General features: G+C 66.9%; 16 protein-coding genes. 8 read left to right on the forward strand and 8 right to left on the reverse strand.

The window, feature by feature from the left end; translation table 11 throughout:
• Nucleotides 1-69 precede the first annotated feature (69 nt).
• The 4 genes from ACOQPE_RS14030 to ACOQPE_RS14045 all read right to left on the reverse strand — a co-directional run bounded on the left by ACOQPE_RS14030 (nt 70) and on the right by ACOQPE_RS14045 (nt 3,670).
• Nucleotides 70-996, reverse strand: a complete 927-nt coding sequence (locus tag ACOQPE_RS14030; RefSeq protein WP_420609511.1) for an N-carbamoyl-D-amino-acid hydrolase — start codon at nt 994-996, stop codon at nt 70-72.
• Entirely contained in the window at nt 993-2,279 is a 1,287-nt protein-coding gene (locus tag ACOQPE_RS14035; RefSeq protein WP_420609512.1) for a Zn-dependent hydrolase, read from the reverse strand. Before ACOQPE_RS14035 ends, ACOQPE_RS14030 begins: the two co-directional genes overlap by 4 nt.
• 237 nt (nt 2,280-2,516) lie before the next feature.
• Nucleotides 2,517-3,407: an IS3 family transposase gene (locus ACOQPE_RS14040; protein ID WP_420609513.1), complete on the reverse strand. Its 891-nt coding sequence runs from the start codon at nt 3,405-3,407 to the stop codon at nt 2,517-2,519.
• Nucleotides 3,383-3,670 (reverse strand): transposase, encoded by a 288-nt coding sequence (locus tag ACOQPE_RS14045; RefSeq protein ID WP_420609514.1) that lies wholly within the window; start codon nt 3,668-3,670, stop codon nt 3,383-3,385. Before ACOQPE_RS14045 ends, ACOQPE_RS14040 begins: the two co-directional genes overlap by 25 nt.
• A gap of 76 nt (nt 3,671-3,746) precedes the next feature.
• Between ACOQPE_RS14045 and ACOQPE_RS14050 the strand changes: the two genes are divergently transcribed.
• The 3 genes from ACOQPE_RS14050 (at nt 3,747) to ACOQPE_RS14060 (ending at nt 9,301) form a co-directional block, all read left to right on the forward strand.
• Nucleotides 3,747-8,147 (forward strand): cell wall-binding repeat-containing protein, encoded by a 4,401-nt coding sequence (locus ACOQPE_RS14050; RefSeq protein WP_420609515.1) that lies wholly within the window; start codon nt 3,747-3,749, stop codon nt 8,145-8,147.
• A 163-nt stretch (nt 8,148-8,310) separates the two neighbouring features.
• Nucleotides 8,311-8,850 carry a hypothetical protein gene (locus tag ACOQPE_RS14055; protein WP_420609516.1) on the forward strand — a complete coding sequence of 180 codons (540 nt, stop codon included), beginning with the start codon at nt 8,311-8,313 and terminating at the stop codon, nt 8,848-8,850.
• Nucleotides 8,807-9,301 carry a nucleic acid-binding protein gene (locus ACOQPE_RS14060; protein ID WP_420609517.1) on the forward strand — a complete coding sequence of 165 codons (495 nt, stop codon included), beginning with the start codon at nt 8,807-8,809 and terminating at the stop codon, nt 9,299-9,301. Before ACOQPE_RS14055 ends, ACOQPE_RS14060 begins: the two co-directional genes overlap by 44 nt.
• Before the next feature lie 15 nt (nt 9,302-9,316).
• Here the strand turns inward: ACOQPE_RS14060 and ACOQPE_RS14065 are convergent, their stop codons facing one another.
• A complete protein-coding gene (locus ACOQPE_RS14065; protein WP_420609518.1) occupies nt 9,317-10,888 on the reverse strand; it encodes a pyridoxal-phosphate dependent enzyme in 1,572 nt (523 codons plus the stop codon).
• 83 nt (nt 10,889-10,971) lie between these two features.
• On the opposite strand from ACOQPE_RS14065, the gene ACOQPE_RS14070 reads away from it, so the two are divergent.
• Complete coding sequence (locus tag ACOQPE_RS14070) at nt 10,972-11,967, forward strand: LLM class flavin-dependent oxidoreductase (RefSeq protein WP_420609519.1); 996 nt, start codon at nt 10,972-10,974, stop codon at nt 11,965-11,967.
• Between the two features lie 12 nt (nt 11,968-11,979).
• Here the strand turns inward: ACOQPE_RS14070 and ACOQPE_RS14075 are convergent, their stop codons facing one another.
• From ACOQPE_RS14075 to ACOQPE_RS14085, 3 genes are read right to left on the reverse strand one after another with little or no spacing between them, the layout of a single operon-like run.
• Nucleotides 11,980-13,035, reverse strand: a complete 1,056-nt coding sequence (locus ACOQPE_RS14075) for a phosphotransferase family protein (RefSeq protein ID WP_420609520.1) — start codon at nt 13,033-13,035, stop codon at nt 11,980-11,982.
• Nucleotides 13,032-13,460 (reverse strand): hypothetical protein, encoded by a 429-nt coding sequence (locus tag ACOQPE_RS14080; protein WP_420609521.1) that lies wholly within the window; start codon nt 13,458-13,460, stop codon nt 13,032-13,034. Before ACOQPE_RS14080 ends, ACOQPE_RS14075 begins: the two co-directional genes overlap by 4 nt.
• Complete coding sequence (locus ACOQPE_RS14085) at nt 13,457-14,428, reverse strand: DUF7065 domain-containing protein (protein ID WP_420609522.1); 972 nt, start codon at nt 14,426-14,428, stop codon at nt 13,457-13,459. The genes ACOQPE_RS14080 and ACOQPE_RS14085 overlap by 4 nt, the downstream gene beginning before the upstream one ends.
• A gap of 93 nt (nt 14,429-14,521) precedes the next feature.
• On the opposite strand from ACOQPE_RS14085, the gene ACOQPE_RS14090 reads away from it, so the two are divergent.
• Genes ACOQPE_RS14090 through ACOQPE_RS14105 form a run of 4 tightly spaced genes read left to right on the forward strand, consistent with a single transcriptional unit; the run spans nt 14,522 to nt 18,847 of the window.
• Complete coding sequence (locus ACOQPE_RS14090; RefSeq protein ID WP_419915787.1) at nt 14,522-15,394, forward strand: phytanoyl-CoA dioxygenase family protein; 873 nt, start codon at nt 14,522-14,524, stop codon at nt 15,392-15,394.
• 53 nt (nt 15,395-15,447) lie between these two features.
• A complete protein-coding gene (locus tag ACOQPE_RS14095; RefSeq protein WP_420609523.1) occupies nt 15,448-16,740 on the forward strand; it encodes an aspartate aminotransferase family protein in 1,293 nt (430 codons plus the stop codon).
• Entirely contained in the window at nt 16,733-17,731 is a 999-nt protein-coding gene (locus tag ACOQPE_RS14100; protein WP_420609524.1) for a phosphotransferase enzyme family protein, read from the forward strand. Before ACOQPE_RS14095 ends, ACOQPE_RS14100 begins: the two co-directional genes overlap by 8 nt.
• 45 nt (nt 17,732-17,776) lie before the next feature.
• A complete protein-coding gene (locus ACOQPE_RS14105; RefSeq protein ID WP_420609525.1) occupies nt 17,777-18,847 on the forward strand; it encodes a DUF917 domain-containing protein in 1,071 nt (356 codons plus the stop codon).
• Nucleotides 18,848-18,865: the final 18 nt, after the last annotated feature.

Consider the following 18,865-nt stretch of genomic DNA (forward strand, 5'->3'; position numbering starts at 1 on the left):
GGGACCTCGTTGTCCCCTCCCCGCCGGCCATTGTCGCACCACTGCGGGGCAACTCACACCACCGGGTCGCTACGGCGGCGGGATCACGCCCTTCTGCTGGCCGATCAGCTGGTAGGTCTCGGGTCGGCGGTAGCGGTCGAAGTTGAACAGGGTGTTCTTGTAGTGCGAGCACCAGTCGAGGTCGCACTGGGCAGTGATCAGCTCGTCGCCGTCGGTGACCGCCTGGGCCACGATCTGGCCCGACGGGGCGATCACCGCCGAATGCGCGAGCGATTCCACGCCCTCTTCGGTTCCGCCCTTGGCCACGCCGACCACCCAGGTGCCGTTCTGGTAGGCGCCAGCCTGCATGACGAGGTGATTGTGAAAAGCCTGCAGCGGATCCTGTGTCGGGTCGGGGGCATAGAACAGCGGCGTGTTGTAGCCGATGAAGATCATCTCCACGCCCTGCAGTCCCATCACCCGGTAGGTCTCGGGCCAGCGGCGGTCATTGCACAGGGCGATGCCCATCACGCCGCCGAAAGCTCGCCACACGCTGAATCCTTCGTCGGACTCCTCGAAGTAACGACGCTCCAGGTGCTGGAAGGGACGCTGGGGCTCGTGCTCTTCATGCCCCGGAATGTGCACCTTGCGGTACTTGGCCACGAGGCAGCCGTCTCGGTCAACCAAGATCGCCGTGTTGAAGCGATGGCCGTCTGGCGTCAGCTCGGCATAGCCCAGGTGGAAGCCGATGCCGAGCCGCTTGGCCTCGTCGAAGAGCGGCTGGGTCTCCGCCGACGGCATCTCGGTCTCGAAGTATGCGAGCAGCTCGGGCGAGTCATCCGGGAAGTACCAGCGCGGGAAGAACGTGGTGAGCGCCAGCTCTGGGAACACCACGACGTCGCAGCCTCGATCCGCCGCCTGATGCAGCAAGGCGATCAGCCGCTCCACGACCTTGGCGCGGGTCTCGTAGCGGGCGATGGGCCCGAGCTGCGCGGCTCCCACGTTGATCAGTCTCACGCTGGTGCCCCGCCTGCGGTCAGCTCGCCGTCGATGTCGCCGCTGGCCAGTCGCCACACGACGTCAGCGAGCAGATTCGCACCCGCCTCGATGTCCTCAGGTGCCGTGTATTCGGCCGGGTTGTGGCTGACCCCGTCGAAGCTGGGTACGAAGATCATCGCTGTCGGGCAGACACGAGCCAGCATCTGTGCGTCGTGTCCTGCGCCAGACGGCATGCGACGGTGCGTCAGGCCCGCCTCGGTCGCGCAGCGCTCGACGAGGTCGATGACCGCTGGGTGGAACTCGACCGGTTCGAAGCGGGCGGTGCGTCGCATCGATGCGTCGAGGTGTTCCTCCTCCGCATTGCGACGCACGATCTCGTCGAGTCGGGATTCCGCGTGCTGGAGCATCGGTTCGGAGGTGTTACGCAAGTCGACGGTCATCACCGCCGAGCCAGCGATGACGTTGACCAAGTTCGGCACCAGCGAGATGGAGCCGACGGTGCCGACCTGCGAGTCGCCGATGTTGTGCGCCATATCGCGCACCTCGCCGGCGATGCGGCATGCAGCGAGCCCTGCGTCGCGCCGCAGCGGCATCGGCGTGGTGCCGGCGTGGTTCGACTGGCCGCCGAGCGTGACCTCGGTCCACGAGATGCCCTGCACGCCTTCCACCACGCCGATCTGGGTTTCGTGGAATTCCAGCACCGGGCCCTGCTCGATGTGCAGCTCCATGTAGGCGTAGGGCACTGTGCCAGGCACAGGCGCGGCACCGCGATAACCGATGCGATCCAGCTCGTCGCCCACCGCGATGCCGTCGCGGTCGGTGATCTCCAGGGCTTCCTCGAGGGCCATGCCGCCCACGTAGGCGAGGCTGCCGAGCATGTCGGGCGCGAATCGGCTTCCTTCCTCGTCGGTGAAATAGGCCACCGACAGGGGGCGAGCCGGCATCTGACCGCTCGCCAGCACCGACTCGATGACCTCCAGCCCGGCCAGCACGCCGAGATTGCCGTCGTAGCGGCCGCCGGTGGCCACCGTGTCGATGTGGCTGCCCATCATCACCGAGTCGGCAATGCGTCCCGGCTCCGTGCAGGCCACGACATTGCCCAGGCCGTCGATGGTGACATCGAGCCCCAGGTCTGCCATCCACGTGCCGACCAAATCGCGCCCGGCCCGGTCCTCGTCGGTGAGCGCCAGCCGGCAGTTGCCTTGCGTTCCCTCGATGGCACCGATCTGAGCGAGCTCGTCCAGGCGACGCATCAAGCGCTCACCGTCAATCTGCGGTGCATCCCCGTTCGATTCGCTCACAGCGCCATTTTCTCACCACGCAACCGGTTTCGGCGGCCAGGTTCGACAGCGCTGCACAACGAGCCGGACCGACCCTCGAAGCGCCCCGGGTCCTCATCGCCGGAAACCGGCTCGGTCACCGGTGAGACAGTGCCGTATATGTGCCGTCGTCATGAGATGCTGAACGCAGAGCGGTTATTGTCCCGCTAGTTGCAGTTGCACCGTTTGTGGGCTTCCCCCCAAATTTGGGAGGGTCGGTCAGTCGTTGTTGGCTTGTTCGTAGTCGATGGGGCTGGTCATGTCGAGGGTGCTGTGCAGCCGTCGGGGGTTGTACCAGTCGGTGATCCATCTGGCGATGTCGCGTCTGGCTTGGCGGCGTGTGGCCCAGTGTCGCTTGTGGATGAGTTCGTGGGTGAGAGTCGAGAAGAACGACTCGGCTGGGGCGTTGTCCAAAGCGCAGCCGACCCGTCCGGTGGAGCGGGTGATGCCGAGATTCTCGCAGGCCAGGGCGAAGTCGCCGGCGGTGTACTGGGTGCCCTTGTCGCTGTGGAAGATCACCCCGGCGACGTCGCCGCCTCGGGTGGCGACGGCCATCTCGACGGCGGCCTGGGCGAGCTCGGCTGTGGGATGGGAGTTCGAGGTCGCGAACCCCACGATGCGCCTCGAGTACAGGTCCATGACCGCGGCGAGGTGCACTTTGCCCTCGCCGGTGGGGATCTCTTTGAAGTCCCCCACCCAGCGCCGGTCGGCCGCGTCGGCGGTGAAGTCGCGTCCGATCAGGTCCTCGGGGGCGGCGTCGCGGTCGTCTGTGCGGGAGCGACGGCGCTTGGTGGGGCGTGCGACCAGGCCCTGGCGGGCCATGGAGGCCTCCACGGACTTCTTCGACACAGCCCGCCCCGCTCGGCGCAGCTGCACCCGCACCCTGGGGGACCCGTAGGTCCCACCGGAGTCCTCGAAGCAGCGCTTCACCGCTGCGTCGAGATCGGCCCGCCGCGCCTCGATGCCCGACGGCGGCCCGTGGCGCCACCGGTAGAACCACGACTCGCCCACCCCCAGCGCCCGGCACGCGACCGCGTGGGGGATGCCGTGATCGGTCCTCTGGGAAGCCACAAACCGCGCCAGGGTCACCTTGTCGCCTCGTTCACCCACAGGACCACGGATCGTTTGAGCACGTCGCGCTCCATCTCCAGCTCAGCGCAGCGGCGCCGCAGCCGGACCAGCTCGGCACGCTCGTCAGCGTCCAGAACGCCCTCCCCGCCAGCCTGACGCTCCGCTTTGACCCAGTTGCCCAAAGTGCCCGCGTGAATCCCAAGATCGCGGGCGACCACAGCGATCGGCTTGCCTGTCTCTGTCACGATCCTCACCGCACCCGCGCGGAACTCCGGATCGAACCTTCTTCTTGTCTCTGGCACAGCTCCCCTTCCTCAAAGAGCATGCCTCCCAGATTCCGGGGGAAGCCCATTTGTGCATTGCGATGCAGGAGGGCATGTGTCTCGTTGTCGTCGAGTAGTGCCGCACTGCCGGCTGGGGCGTGTGGTGCGTGCTGCGGCCTGTGTACTGCTCGCTGCGTCGCTACTCGCGCTGACCCCTTCACCCCAAGCGTCTGCGAACGTAGCGGAGGCCAAGCCCACGCTGGCGGTAGCGCTGGGATCGTCGCTGCCCGATGTGGGCGTAGCGGCGTCGCTGGCCGCGGCCGGGTCTGTTGACGCGGTGATCTTCAGCGAGTCGCCCGGATCGCTCGGCAACGCAGCGGCACGGCTGGTGAGCTCACAGCAACCCGCCAAGGTGCTGATCGTGGGCGGAGCCTCCGCGGTCAGCGACGCTGTGGAGACCGAACTGCGGCGCATCGCTCAGGGAGTGACCTTCGAGCGGCTCGCAGGCACGAACCGCATTCACACCGCCGCCCTGGCCGCCAGCCGCGTGCTCGCCGAACTCGACGACGGCCGCGACCTGTCGGTCATCATCGCCAACGGTTGGTCATTGCCCGACGTGGGCGCTGCCGCCTCTGCGGTGGCCGCAGGACTCGCCGACGCTGTGCTTTACACCGGCCGCGACTCGCTGGGAGACCACACTGCGCAGGCACTGCGCCGTTTCGAGCCCTCCGACATCTTGATCTCGGGCGGATCCGCCGCAGTGAGCGCCACCACACAGACTGCCGCAAAGGTCGCCGCCAACGGCGCCAACGCACGCCGCATCGGCGGCGCCACGCGCACCCACACCGCAGCGCTCGTCGCCCAGAGCGCCTACCCCGACCCAAGCGCCACGCCCGACGCGATCATTCTCGCTGACGGCTGGTCGCTGCCCGACGTCGGCATCGCCGCATCGCTCGCAGCAGCGCTCGGCAACGCCGCCGTCATCTACACCACCGGCCGCGGTATCGATACTGCCAGCGCTGACTTCGTGGGCCTGCGACAGCCGACGGACCTGTACTTCGTCGGTACCCAAGGCGACACAGCCGCCGCTACCAGCATCGGTCAGATCTTCCCCGCCAACAAGCTCACCGTCGTCACCAGCCCCACCGCATCCGCCTACATCGCACTCGGCCTGGAGCCGCCCGCCGAACTCGACACCCCATCCCACGACATCGCACGCGCCGAAGCTCAGATGGTGCAACTGGTGAACGGCTTGCGCACCAGCGTCGGCCTTCACACGCTCCAGCAGCACCCCAGCGTCGCGGCAGTGGCTCGGCGCTGGTCGGCGTCCATGCTGGAACGCGACGACTTCCGGCACAACACTGCGTTCGCCTCCCAATACCCCGCCGGCAGTGTCGTGTCTGCGGAGAACATCGCGAAGGTGCCCTACGACGGAGACCTGCCCGCATCCGTCGCGGAGGCATTCCAAGGATTCTCCGACAGTCCCAGCCACTACGCCAACATGATCCACAGGGGCCTCGGCCACATCGGCGTCGGCATCGCCGTCGGCAACGGCTATGTCTGGGTGACGCAGAACTTCGCGTGCTACCCGCCAGCCGGCAGCCCTGCTTGTCCTGGCGGCTCAGGCGGCTCTACGGGTCAACCGGTGAGCACGTACCCGAGCGGTTACAAATTCTGGAGCGTCACTGCGGGCGACAGGCACACCTGCGCGCTCTACGGGCGGTGGGAAGCCAGCTCGATCATCTGCTGGGGCGACAGCAGCGACGGCAAGCTGAACGCCCCCGACGGAGACTTCACCGCCATCGCCGCCGGCTTCGACCACACCTGCGCCATACGCACCGACACGACGATCGCCTGCTGGGGCGCCGACGACGCTGACCAGTCCGCGGCGCCGAAACAGTCGGGATTCAGCTGGCGGGTGATCGGCGCGGGACACAAGCACGCGTGCGCCTTCGACGGGAGTGCACCGACCTGCTGGGGAAGCGGGCGCGCGTCCCGGGCCTTCGAATCGCTTCCACTCACAGATCGAGGCGTCAGCGGCGGCGATCAGCATTACTGCGGGCTCATCCACCAGTATGAGATCGTCTGTGCCGGCGACAACAGCCATGGGCAGCTTGATGCGCCGAGCGGCACCTATGACTTCATCGCTGCCGGCTCGGATCACTCGTGTGCGGTTCGGCACTGGCGGCCCTCCGAGACCGGTGCCGGCGACGGAGTAGACGGCAAGATCGTCTGCTGGGGCGCCAACAGTCACGGCCAACTCGATGTCCCCAACCCTGTCCCTGGTGCAAATGCTCGTGTGGCGGCCGGCGAGGCGCATTCGTGTGCTACCGGATGGTCCTTGGTGCAAGGCGTCCATCAGCCGATCACCTGTTGGGGATCGAATACCCACGGTCAGCTTCAGGTTCCGCCGGAAGCCGGCCGTCGCAGCTTCGTAGAGATCGGCGCCGGCTCTCGCCATACGTGCGCGATCGATGCAATCGGTCACGGGATCGTGTGCTGGGGCGACAACGCGCACGGCCAGGCCGACGCTCCCGCACTGCCGCCACCGTCGGGCAGCGCCAGCACACCGGCAGGCGGCGCAGTACTGGCTCACTCGGCGGAGTTTGCGTCGCTCGTGCAGAACCTGACCCCTGCGGCGCCTCAACTGTCTGAGTTCGACACGACGATCGACGCGCCAGGCGGACCCTTCACACATGTGGCGCCCGGGCCGGCTTCAGTCTGCGGCCTGAGAGCAGATGGTTCCCTCGACTGCTGGTGGGACGACGGCGAACTGGTGACTTCCGTGCCGCCCGGCAGCTTCTCGTCGTTCGACGCCGACGGGCCCAAGGGATGCGCGATACGCCGGCTCGACGGCTCGCTCGTCTGCTGGGGGAGTGACGAACTCGACGACGCCAGCCCCACCGGCACCTTCCGCGAGGTCTCCGTCTCGCCCCTGCATGGGCGAATCGCATGCGCGATCCGGACGAACGGCAGGCTGGTGTGCTGGGACGGCAATCCCTGGGGCAGGGTCTCGAAGATCGTCGACCCCGTGAACCATGGCAACGGCGAGTATTCCGGCACCGCAACCTATGTCGACGTCAGCGTCGGCAACGAGACCGCATGTGCCGTTCGCGCAGACGGCACGCTCGACTGCTGGGGCTGGCTCATCTGGGGCAGCCAGCAACGCCCGGAACACCCCGACGAAGTACAAGCCGTCTCGGTGGGCCTCGAAGGCGACATCTGCGCGCTCAAGCGGGACGACTCCGTCGTCTGCATCACTCACAACCCGCGTACCCCAGCAAATCCTGCCGCCTGGCGAGCTGAGTGGAAAGAAGCCCCGAAAGGCAGCTATCGCTCGGTGTCGGTGGGCACCGGTTACGCCTGCGCCGTCACCACTGCCGGTGCCGCTCGCTGCTGGCGTACCGACGAGGAACCCCGCTACGACGACTATCCGCGATCGACCTACGGCCGACATCCGGAGAATTTCAGCCCGCCGAGCGGCACTTTCACCAGCGTCACCGCTTCTCGGGCAATCGTCAGGCCTCGAACCTGCGGCATTCGAGCGGACGGGTCCATCACCTGCTGGGGCAGCGAGGGATCGGCCTCGGCAAGCTTGGATGCCACGGTCAAGTCATTCGCGTCTGGCGAAGACTTCGGTTGCGCCCTGCGTCACGACGGCACGATTTCGTGCTGGGGCGCCAACTGGTTCGGCCAGACCGACGCTCCCGCTGGGAGCTTCACGTCAGTGTCGGCCGGGGAGTACCACGCATGCGCGATCCGAGCCGACAAGACCGTGGCATGTTGGGGACAAAACGTTGATGGGCGAACCAATGCGCCCAATGGAGCATTCGATCAGGTTGTGGCCGCTGCGTTCCATTCATGCGGGCTGCGCACTGACGGGACGGTGACGTGCTGGGGCAGCAACAATATCCACGCACTGAACGCGCCTACCGGCACGTTCACCAAGATTGTTGCAAACCGCTTTGCGGTTGACGGGCGTGGCTTTGACCTCGGGACCACCTGCGGGCTCAGAGCCGACGGGACGGTGACCTGCTGGGGCGGAACGTTCGAGGCCGGCCGTATCGGATCGGCCGCGTCCGGGTTGCCGGAGGCATCGTCCGCGACGCCGCTTGCCGACTTCGATCTGTCGCCGGGCTACTGGTGCGCAGTCCGCACCGACGGCATCGTCCAGTGCGAAGGCTTCAACTGCGGGTCGCAGTTCTTCGCCCCTGCCCCTCAGCACCACTGCTACACCGACGAAAACAGTCGAGTGCTGTGCGAAGCACCTTCAGGTGATCCATTCGCGCACACAACCATCACTCGTTTCGGCGCCTGCGCCTCTACCGACGACGGCCGATGGACCTGCTTCGGCGAAGGCGTGCACGAGATCTGGCCGCCCGGCGGTGCACATGACATCTCACCACGCGGCAGCATGGGCTGCGCGAAGCGCCCCGACGGAACCTGGACCTGCAGCGGAACCCTGCGTCGAGCGGTATGGGATCCCTTCGACCGCGAGACCTACACGCTCCCCTGAGTCCGAACGATCTGGCACGCCTTCATAGAACTCGGGTCGCCACAATCGCCCGAACGGCAATCTGCCCGCTTGTGAGATGCGCGCTGCAGCCAGTGCCGCAGGCGAGCGACTTGCAGAGCACCAAATTTGTGACATCTATATATCCAATGTCTAAACTGTCGGCATGCCCGACATGATCAGACCGAGGCGGGAACTGTGCGCTGCCGATTTCACTGGCGATGCCCATGCCGCCAAGTATCACGGCGAGATGGGCCGGCATCCTGAGGCGTACCTGCGTCTGTTCTCGCTTCTCAATGACCCCGCGAACGAGCAGCGGTTGATCGACGCCGAGATGCACGGGCTGCCTGCGCTCTGCGGCGTGGCGCGCTTCATCGAGGCCGACCCGATCATCAAGGGGCTGATCTCGAACGGCACAACCGCCGTGCGCTCACGTCAGACCATCGGTGTCGCTGTCAAACTCAAGATGGCGAAACTCGGGTGGCGCGGCACCGGCCGCAAGGGCGTGGTCAGGGGTGCCCGCCATTTCGCAAAGGCCGAGCACTTCGTACGTCGAGAGACAACGAGCGTCGATGCCCCATCGCGGGCGCTCGCCGCGCTCGATGCCATCGCTGCCGTCGGCAGCGACGAGGAGCGCGAGGAGACGGCTCAAATTCTGATGGATGCACTCGCCGACAGCCGGCGCGCCGAAGGACGTCCGTTCTGACATGATCATCGTGCTCGACAGCGGCCCGCTCGGGCTGCTCAGCAACCCGACGCCACGAGGGTCCGGCCGCGACGCTTGGGAGTGGGTGCGGGCGCACGCGTCCGCCGGCGCCGACGTCGTGCTTCCCGAGATTGCCGATTACGAGGTCCGACGTGAGCTGGTCCGTTCAGGACGGGCTGCTGGAGTTACCCGACTCGACGAGCTCTGCGCCGGCTTGAACTACGCGCCGCTGTCGACGCCAGTCATGCGCGACGCAGCGTCACTGTGGGCCGAAGCACGTAATCGCGGGTACCCGACTGCACATCAAGCAGCGCTGGATGGCGACGTCCTGCTCGCAGCCCAAGCCCGCAGTGTGGCCACCGCAGACCCCGCCCGACTGGTCGTCGTCGCAACCACGAACGTCGCACACCTCGAGCGCTTCGTCGACGCCAAACACTGGACAGACATCTAGTGTCGAACAGGCAACTCACACGAAGGTGGCGGCGACCTCGTCATTGAGTTCGTCGATCATGTCGTCCCAGAGGCGGGGCAGCCCTCTCAGCGAATCCCAGAAGGCTTGGTCGCGGCGTGCCTCGAAGTCGTTCAAGGGGACACCCTGCTGCTCGACCCAGGTGTAATAGCCGAGATTGAAGATCCGGTCGCGACCCCGGTCGGACAGCACTTCGATGTGGGGGGCATCGTCGCTGTGGGCTTCGGGCGTCAGGTGACGCTCGATGATGCCGCGGGCGGCGCCGGCGTCGAAGCTGCCCCCATGGCGTTCTGCGAGGTGGCGTTCCCGCTCGGAGAAGTACATCTCGAAACCGTCGGTCGCCACTGTCATGACCACGTCGTCGGGCCCGAGACCCAGCTCGTTGGCCGCACGGGCTGCGGCGAGGGAGTTGCAGATCGACGAGTAGCCGAAATGCCCGAGTTCGTCGAGCACCCACGATGCTGCACCCAGGTGCTCGCGCAGGGCGTCCCGGCCCGCTTCTGTGTTGAACACCAGCCCGAGCCCGTCGGTCGCATGGTCGCTGACGCCGACGATCACATCGGTATTCATGACGTTGTGGATGAGCGGGATGTGCTTGTCGCCGATGCCCTGAATGTTGTGCTCGCCGTAGCCGTTGTAGAGCATGGTCGGGCATTCGAGTGCCTCGACCGCCACGATCTGGGCGCCGTGGGCATCCTTGAGCCGGTCGCCTGCGCCGAGCGTGCCCGCGGAGCCGCTCGCAGCCACGAACGCGGCCAGATTCAGCTCGCTGCCTCCAGCTGATTGCTGTTGCAGGTGTTCGAATACCGCCAGGAGCGCGGCGCCGGTGACCTCGTAGTGCCCGATGTGGTTCGAGAACTCGCTGAACTGGTTCAGGATGAAGTTGCCGGGATCCTGGGACAGTTCTGCGCAGGCGTCGTAGATCTCCTTGACGTTGCTCTCCGAGCCGGGGGTGCGGATCACGTCTGCAGGGTCGGCGATCCAACGCTCCAGCCACTCGAAGCGCTCACGACTCATGTTCTCGGGCAGCACGGCCACCCCGCGGCACGCCATGATCCGGCTGATCGCCACGCCGCCACGTGCGTAGTTGCCAGTGGACGGCCACACCGCCCGGTGCCGGGTGGGGTCGAATTGGCCCGAGACCACCCGCGGCGCGAGGCAGGAATACGCAGCCAGCACCTTGTGCGCGCCGATCATGGGGAACCGGTTGCCGAACAGCACCACGACCTTCGCCGGCGTGCCGGTCAGCTCGCTCGGCAGCACCACATGCTCGGGCACGTCGGTGCGCCCGCTGGCTCCGTCGTTGAACCAGTGCACCCGGAACAGGTTGAGGGGATCGGCGAAGTCGGGGTCGACGTCGGCAAGCGCGGTGCCTACGTCGGGGTCGATGAGCGTCGGGTCGGCCAGCTCGGCGAAGGTCGGCAGCCGGATGCCCTGCTCCCGGAATCGCTCCACCACATGTGCCCGGCCTTGCGGATCGGTGACCTCTGTGGCGAGCTGGGCCGTGTAGCTGGCGGGAAATGCCTCAGCAGCAACGGGGGCCCGATTGGACGCAGTGTGGTTGGCCATACCGAACCGAGGCTATGTTCCGCGAGCGGCGCACTGATGCGCGCAGGGCGACGCCGGCAAAGCGCACGGGAGGACGTGAACCGATGACAACACCACGAAATGCGCTGTACCTGCAGGACGCTCACACCATCACCGAGGCGATGGGCTTCACGCAGTACGCGGAGGAACGCGGCTTCGAGGCCGTCTGGCAGGCCGACTCACGGCTCGTGCGCGAGGCCAGCGTGCCTATGGCCGCCTTCGCTGCCACGACGTCGCGCATCAAGGTGGGCGCAGGCGTCATCGACATCTGGTCCCGCAACCCGGCTCGCCTGGCATCGATGTTCTCCACGCTCGACGACCTCGCGCCGGGCCGCATCATTTGCGGGCTCGGCGCCTGGTGGGACCCATTAGCCGCCAAAGTCGGCATCAGCCGTGCCCGGCCGCTGGGAGCAATGCGCGAGATCACCACGGTGGTGCGGGCGTTGCTCGCCAACGAGAACGTCACCTTCCACGGCGACCACGTCCACCTCGACGACGTCGAGCTCGACTACGTGTACCAGGAGCGGCGGCCGAAGGACGTGCCGATCTACATCGGTGCGACGGGCATGAAGATGATGGAGCTGACCGGCGAGATCGCCGACGGCGTCGTGCTCAACTACCTGGTCTCGCCCGACTACAACAGCCGGGCCATGGACGCTCTCGACCGCGGTGCCTCCGCTGCTGGGCGAAACGTCGACGACTTGGACCGGCCGCAGCTCGTGGTGTGCTCGGTGCATGAGGACCGGGGCACGGCGCTCGACATGGCCCGCAACATGGTCACCCAGTACCTGGGCCAGCAGCCGCACATCATGAAGGCGTCGGGCGTGCCTGATTCGCTGCTGGACGAGGTGGGCAAGGTGCTCACCTGGCCTGCCACCGCCGAACAGGTCGAGGCCGCATCACGCCTGGTGCCCGACGACATCGTGCAGATGCTCACTGCCTCAGGCACGCCCGCAGAGGCCCGTGAAGCGGTCGAGGGCTACCTCGCCACCGGCGCCACCTGCCCGATCCTGTACCCGCTGGGCGACGTACACGCCATGATCGACGCATTCGCTGCCTGAGCCCGGGTCCGTCTAGTAGCCGAGTTCCGTAGCGGCGCGTTCGAGCGCCACGGTGACCGACCAGTGCGTGCGGGCCAGTCGCAGGTCGCTGTTGGAACCGTCGGCATACAAGCCCGCGGCGCTCATCCAGAAGGCCGCCGAGCGCATGGCGTAGAGCAGTTGGTAGTACGCACAGCGCTCCTCGTCGATGTCAATGCCGGTGGCCTGCTGGTACCGCTCGAAAAACCGGTCCCGCGGCACCACGTTCGAGAGCAGCTCGGTGCCCTCACGGTTGAGCTCGGTGAGCACGTAGGCCACGTCGTACATCGGATCGCCGATGACCTGCAGCTCCCAGTCGAGGACCGCCGACACCTGATCGTCATGGATCAGCACATTCCCGGTCCGGTAGGCGCCGTGCACGAGGGTGAGATGCTCAGTGTCCGGCGCGTGATGACGCAGCCAGCCGATCAAATCGGCGAGGATCGGGTGGCCCGGGTGGCCTGACTCGTCGATGAGTGCCTCCCACTTGGCAATCTCACGCAAAGCGAAATCGCCGCCTCCCGACGGCACGCCCAGAAAGCCGAGGCCCGCGGCCCGCCAGTCGACATTGTGCACTGCGGCGAGCGCATCGGTGAAGCTGGCGGGCAGCACGCCCCGCTCGGCCGCCGCGGCGTAGTAGTCGCGGCCGGCACGGCGCCAGGGGCTCGGGCATTCGCCGGGTACCCGTTCCATCACGATGGCGGGGGCGCCAAGAACCGCTGGGTCGGGTTCGTACCAGTACGCACGCGGCGCTGGTACATCCGTCGCTTCGAGACTCTTCAGCACCCGGAACTGCTCGCCCAGATCGGATTCCTGCCGCAGCAGAGCGTTGCCCGGGTCGCGTCGCAGGCAGAGCGCCTGGCGCTGCTCGCCAGCGCCGTCGGACCACACCGCCTCGAACAGCCAGGTCTCGTGTGACCAACCCACAGCGATGCGCTCCAAGTCGCCGATGGCCACAGGTCCCGAAACCTCCAGCCGGTCGGCGAGGTAGTCGCTGAGAACACCGGCCAGCTGGGCGTCGGCGGGAACCGCGGCATCAGTCGCGCTCACCCGGCGATCTCCATGCGCCGGTCGATATCGCGGCGCAGCACTCGGCGGATCGCGTCGAGCGCTGCGACGGCGACCGGACCACCAGGACCCCAGCGATACAGGGCCTCCACCAGAGAGCCCAACGACATCACGCTCAGGTCGTCCCGCAAACGTGCCAGCGAGGCGCGGACATCATCAGGAACCGCCGGCGATGACGTCTGCTCGCCTCCGACTAGCTCATCCAAGACCGAAATCAGCTGTGCTATGTCGGCGGTTTCCGCGGCCCGGTGCCGCTCTCCCAGCGCGGCCTCGCGTGCAAGTCGCTCCAGGATCACACCAGCCATGTGGGTCTGTGTGCGCTGGTATTCGTCGCCGACCGCCGGCGCGATCTCGCGACGCATCTGAACGGCCAGGCGCTTCATCAGCACATGGCTCTCGAAGCTCATCTGCCGCCGCCGAGCGACCAATCGCCGCTGCGCTTGGCTGCAGCGAAGCGATGGGTGGGCCACATGTCCTGATCCTCGCCCCACCACTCGCCGATCCCGTCGACCTCCCAGCGGATCAGGCTGTTGATGTCGATGAAGCTGTGGCGGTTGATGATGATCCGGCTCACCGGGCTGCCGGTCGCCACGAAGCGCTCGCCGGCGGAATCGACGGCATCGATGCGAATCTCGGAAATCCAGCCATCGGGGCTCCGGCGGACTATGCGCTCGCCGTCGACGAGGCTCGCCTGCGCATCGCCCTGCTGCACGAACCCATACGCGACACGGTCGACCCCGTCTCGGGTGTTGGTGACCGCCAGGAACCCCGAACCGTCGTCTCCAGCGCCGGTGACGTAGGCCGCCTGGCGGGGACGGTCCTCGGGTCGTCGACCCCACGTGCGATCGCGCATCGACCAGCAGTCGATGTCGATGTCCTCGCCGTTGAGCTGGATCTGGCCGGTGACCCGTGCGATCTGGTCGAAGTGCGCCGAGGGGCCGAATGTCGAGCCTCCCGCCGTCAGCGGCCGCGGCGCCAGCACGGCCTCGAAACGCAGATCGGCGCTGAAGCGTCCAGGGTCGTCGTAGGCGAGCCGGTACGCCATCGTCGGAATCTCGACCTTGACGCTGACGCCATTCGGCAGCGTCGCATTGCGAAGATCGAGCTCGGGCGGCAGGTGCAGCGCCGTGAGATTGGAGCTGTACAGCACCTCCCAGGGCAGGTGTGCGGTGTCGTCCCACACCCAGGCGCCGCCCGAGATCGTGCCGATGTTGTGGCGAGCCAGCGTGTAGAGCCAGCCTCCGAGCCGCCGTTCCCGGTGATGGAACGAGAACCAGGCCGTCTCGGTGAACCACCAGTCGTCGCCTCGCAGATCGGCGTGGAAACCGTCGTCCTCGGGAGTGAAGACCGGGATGCTGCCGGATGGCTGGCTCACGGGCCGCAGCGTAGAACGACCAGCCGGTGCAGGACCGTGTGCGGGAGCAACGCCGCACCTGTACGTGATTGCGCCAGCGCGTACTGTTGCGGCATGGCTGAGCTTGCGCGTTTCAACCTGGACACGCCGGACGAGGAAATCGTCGAGGTCGTGCGAATCGACGGCGGCGCGATCATCGAGGACGCCATCGATGTCGACATGCTGAACCGGCTCGAGGCCGAGCTGCGGCCGTGGATCGACCGAACCCCAGGCGGGCTCGACAACTTCTCCGGTCACAACACGACCCGCACCGGGGCGCTGGTCGCACGCTCGCCCGCGTGCCGTGAGTTGGTGATGCACCCGAAGGTCATCGACATGGCCAACCGGTTCCTCGGCCCCTACACCAACAAGATCCAGCTGCACCTGACCCAGGTCATCAACATCAAGCCCGGCCAGGGCACCCAGCCGCTGCACCGCGACCGGGACGCATGGGGCGGCTACGTCCCCAGGGAGATTGATCCGCAGTTCAACACCATGTGGGCGCTCAGCGACTTCACACCCGCCAACGGCGGCACTCGCATCGTTCCGGGCAGCCCCGGATGGGATCCCGAGCGCAGGGCCGACGACGATGAGAAAACTCAGGCCGCCATGGGGGCCGGATCGGTGCTGCTGTACTCGGGCTCGGTGATCCACGGCGGCGGTGAGAACCGCAGCGATGCCGAACGTACCGGCATCAACATCACCTACACGCTCGGCTGGCTGCGCACCGAGGAGAACCAGTTCCTCTCGTGCCCGCCGAGCATCGCCAAAGACCTCGATCCCGATCTGGCAGATCTGATGGGCTACTCGATGGGCAACTATGCGCTCGGCTACTACTCCGACCCCGACGGCATGCCCGGACCGGTTGACCTGCTCACTCCGGAGATAGTGCTCGGCCGCAAGCCGACCTCGAAGCACGACAACTCCGCATTGATCGTCGGCAACTGAGTCGCCCTGCACCGGTTCAGCCAACTGCCGCATCAACACGCATCACCGTTTCGATGAGCGCGCCGGCTGCCAGAAAGCTGCTTGAGCGCCGGGAACAGGCGCTGGGCGCCGGCGCGCAGCTGTTCTATACCGAGCCCCTGCACATCGTGCGGGGCGACGGCGTCGAGCTCTTCGACGCCGACGGCCGCCGTTACATCGACATGTACAACAACGTGCCCTGCGTGGGCCACGGCAACACTCGGGTGGCCGAGGCGATGGCCGCCCAGCAGGCCACGCTGAACGTACACAGCCGGTACCTGCACGAGAGCATCGTGAGCTTCGCCGAGCGCCTGGTGGCGCTGCATCACGACGGCATCGAGAGCGCAGTCATCAGCTGCACAGGCACCGAGGCCGTCGAAGTGGCCATGAACATGGCCCGCATCGCGACCGGGCGCCGGGGGGTCATCGCCACCGACGCCACGTACCACGGCAATACCGAGACGGTCATCGCGCTGCGGCTGGCGGCGTCGCAGCCCGAGGAGCATCCCGAGGTGGCGACCTTCCCGTTTCCGCAGCACTTGCGGCCGATCCGGGACGGGCTCGATGGCCCAGCTCTGGCCGACGCCTACCTCGACGAGCTGGCCGCCGCCATCGGGCGGCTGAAGTCCTCCGGTGCGGGCGTAGCCGCCGTCATCCTGTGCTCGATCCAGGCCAACGAGGGCCTGCCGGACATCCCCGGCAGCTTCATGGCGCAGGCCGCGCAGTTGGTGCGCGAGGCCGGAGGCCTCGTGATCGCCGACGAAGTGCAAGCCGGCTACTGCCGCACGGGTCGCTGGTGGGGATATGAGGTCACCGGCTTCGAGCCCGACATTGCGGTCATGGGCAAACCCATGGGCAACGGGCTGCCGCTGGCGGCGACCGTTGCCAGCCGGCAGTTGGTGGAAGGCTTCCGGGGCGCCACCCGCTACTTCAACACCTACGGCGCGAGCCCGCTCCAAGCCGCAGTCGGCCACGCCGTCATCGACGAAATCGAAGACCGGGGGCTGGCCGCCAGCGTCGCAGAGCTTGGCTTCGGTTTGAAGGCTGCGCTGACCGAACGGGCCGAGCGACACGAGTGGATCGCCGATGTCCGCGGCCATGGGCTGTTCATCGGTGTGGAGATGGTGGAGCGCGGCGGCAACCTCGTGCCAGACCGGTCCCGAGCAGTCGAGATCACCGACCGGCTGAAAGAGCGTGGCGTCCTAGCTTCGAACGCCGGCGCATTCGCCAACGTGCTGAAGCTCCGCCCGCCGCTCGTGCTGCAGCAGTCGCACGCAGAGGAGTTCCTGTCAGCCTTCGACGCAGTCATCGACGACATCGATGGATAGCCGCTGGCTCAGCGCGGCACATCAAGCGCTCGAAGCGTTCGGCATGGAAGCGAGCCACCTCGAGTTAGTCGGAGTCAGCGAGAACATCACCTTCCGGGCTGTCGAAGCCGGTTCCCGGCAGGCCTATGTGCTGCGATTGCACCGGCCCGGCTACCACACAGCAGCTGAGCTCGACTCCGAGCGTGTCTGGCTGGCAGCGCTGCGCGACTCGGGCATCTACGTGCCCACGCCGATCTGCGCCCCCGACGGTCGCTACTTCGTGCCCGTGGAAACCGGACCCAGCGAGATCCGCAACGCCGGACTCAATCTGTGGGTTGACGGAGAGATCGTGGGCGTGCTGCTGACCCAGCCCGGAGGCACGAACGAAGCACTCTCGGAGATATCGGAGTCGTTCGGCCAACTCGGTGGACTGATGGCAGCTATGCACAACCAGGCGACAGCCTGGACGCCCCCCTCGTCGTTCAGCCGTCACCGCTTGGACCGCGATGGCCTGCTCGGCGATGCCCCCTTCTGGGGGCCGTTCTGGGAACACCCCAGGCTGACTGCCGGCGAGCGCGACCTTCTGATGGCCGCCCGTGACGCCTGCCGGACGACACTGGACCGGTACGGCGAGCCTGAGCGGACGTTCAGCATGATCCACGCCGACCTGCACCTGGCGAACTTGCTGTTGTCAGACGGTCAGCTCTCAGTCATCGACTTCGATGACGCCGGGTTCGGCTGGCACCAGTACGACATCGCCGTGGCAATGTTCCATTCGCGGGCCGCCCCCGACTTCGAGACGGCTGCGACGGAGTTCTTGAACGGCTACCGAGATGTGCGGGCCATCAGCGACGACGATCTGGCCTTGGTGCCGTTGTTTGAGCTGATTCGAGGCATGGCCATCATCGGCTGGAAAGCCCAGCGGCCGGAGGTGGAATGGCCCGACGGTCAACTCGAGCAGCTGCTGAGCGGAGTGCTGGGCGGCTGCCGGCGTCTGCTCGACGGGGGCTAGCGTCGGCGGTTGCTGTGCTGGTGGGCCGGGGGCAGGAGGGGTGCCGTGTGGGAGATCACTGAGCCCGATCTCGCACCGATCGCCTTGGGGGCTGCGGTGCTGGGCACCGGCGGCGGCGGGAATCCCTATCTCGGCAGGCTGCGGGTGCTGCAGGTGATGCGAACCGGTGGTCGGGTACGGGTCATCGAACCTGACGAGATTGCCGACGACGACCTGCTGGTGGCTGTCGGCGGCATGGGCTCGCCGATGGTCAGCCACGAGAAGCTCGCAGGCGGCGACGAGGAGACCGTGGCCGCCCGGGCGCTCGAAGGCCACCTGGGGCGGAAGTTCGACGCGATCGCGCCATTCGAGATGGGCGGCAGCAACTCGATGGTGCCGATGGTGGTGGCAGCCGCAATGGACATCCCCATCGTGAACGGCGACGGCATGGGGCGGGCCTTCCCCGAGTTGCAGATGATCACGTACCTCATCTACGGCGGCAGCCCCTACCCCGCCGCCATTGCCGATGAGCGAGGCAACCAGGTGATCATCTCAGACGTGCTGGATGCCAAGTGGCTCGAGCGCATCGCCCGGGCTGCGACGGTCGAGATGGGAGCACACACCGGGCTGGCGTCGGCCGTGATGGACGGTGCGTACTGCCGCCGCTCGATCATTCCCCACACGCTGCGCCTCGCCAGCGAGATCGGCCATGCCGTACACCGTGCGCGCGATGTCAAGGACGATCCCTCTGAAGCGATCCTGGGTGTCGCCGGAGGGAAGCGATACCTGCGCGGCAAGGTGACCGACGTGCACCGCCGCAACGCGGCCGGATTCGCACGAGGACAGATGACTGTGGCCGGCATCGGCGACGATGCCGGGCGCACCATCCGCATCGACTTCCAGAACGAGAACCTCGCCATCTACGAACACGACGTGCCCCAGGTGATGGTGCCCGACCTCATCACGCTGGTCACCACCGATACCGGCGAGCCGATCACCACCGAACTGCTGCGATTCGGCGTGCGCGCCGACGTGCTGGTGCTGCCCGCGCCCGACCTGCTGCGCACACCCGAGGCACTGGCCGTCGTCGGCCCCCACGCCTTCGGCATCGACGCCGAGTACCAGCCCGCAGTCTGAGGAGCCACATGCGAGCGC

Source organism: Candidatus Poriferisodalis sp. (genome assembly GCF_965219595.1).
Taxonomy (GTDB): domain Bacteria; phylum Actinomycetota; class Acidimicrobiia; order Acidimicrobiales; family Poriferisodalaceae; genus Poriferisodalis.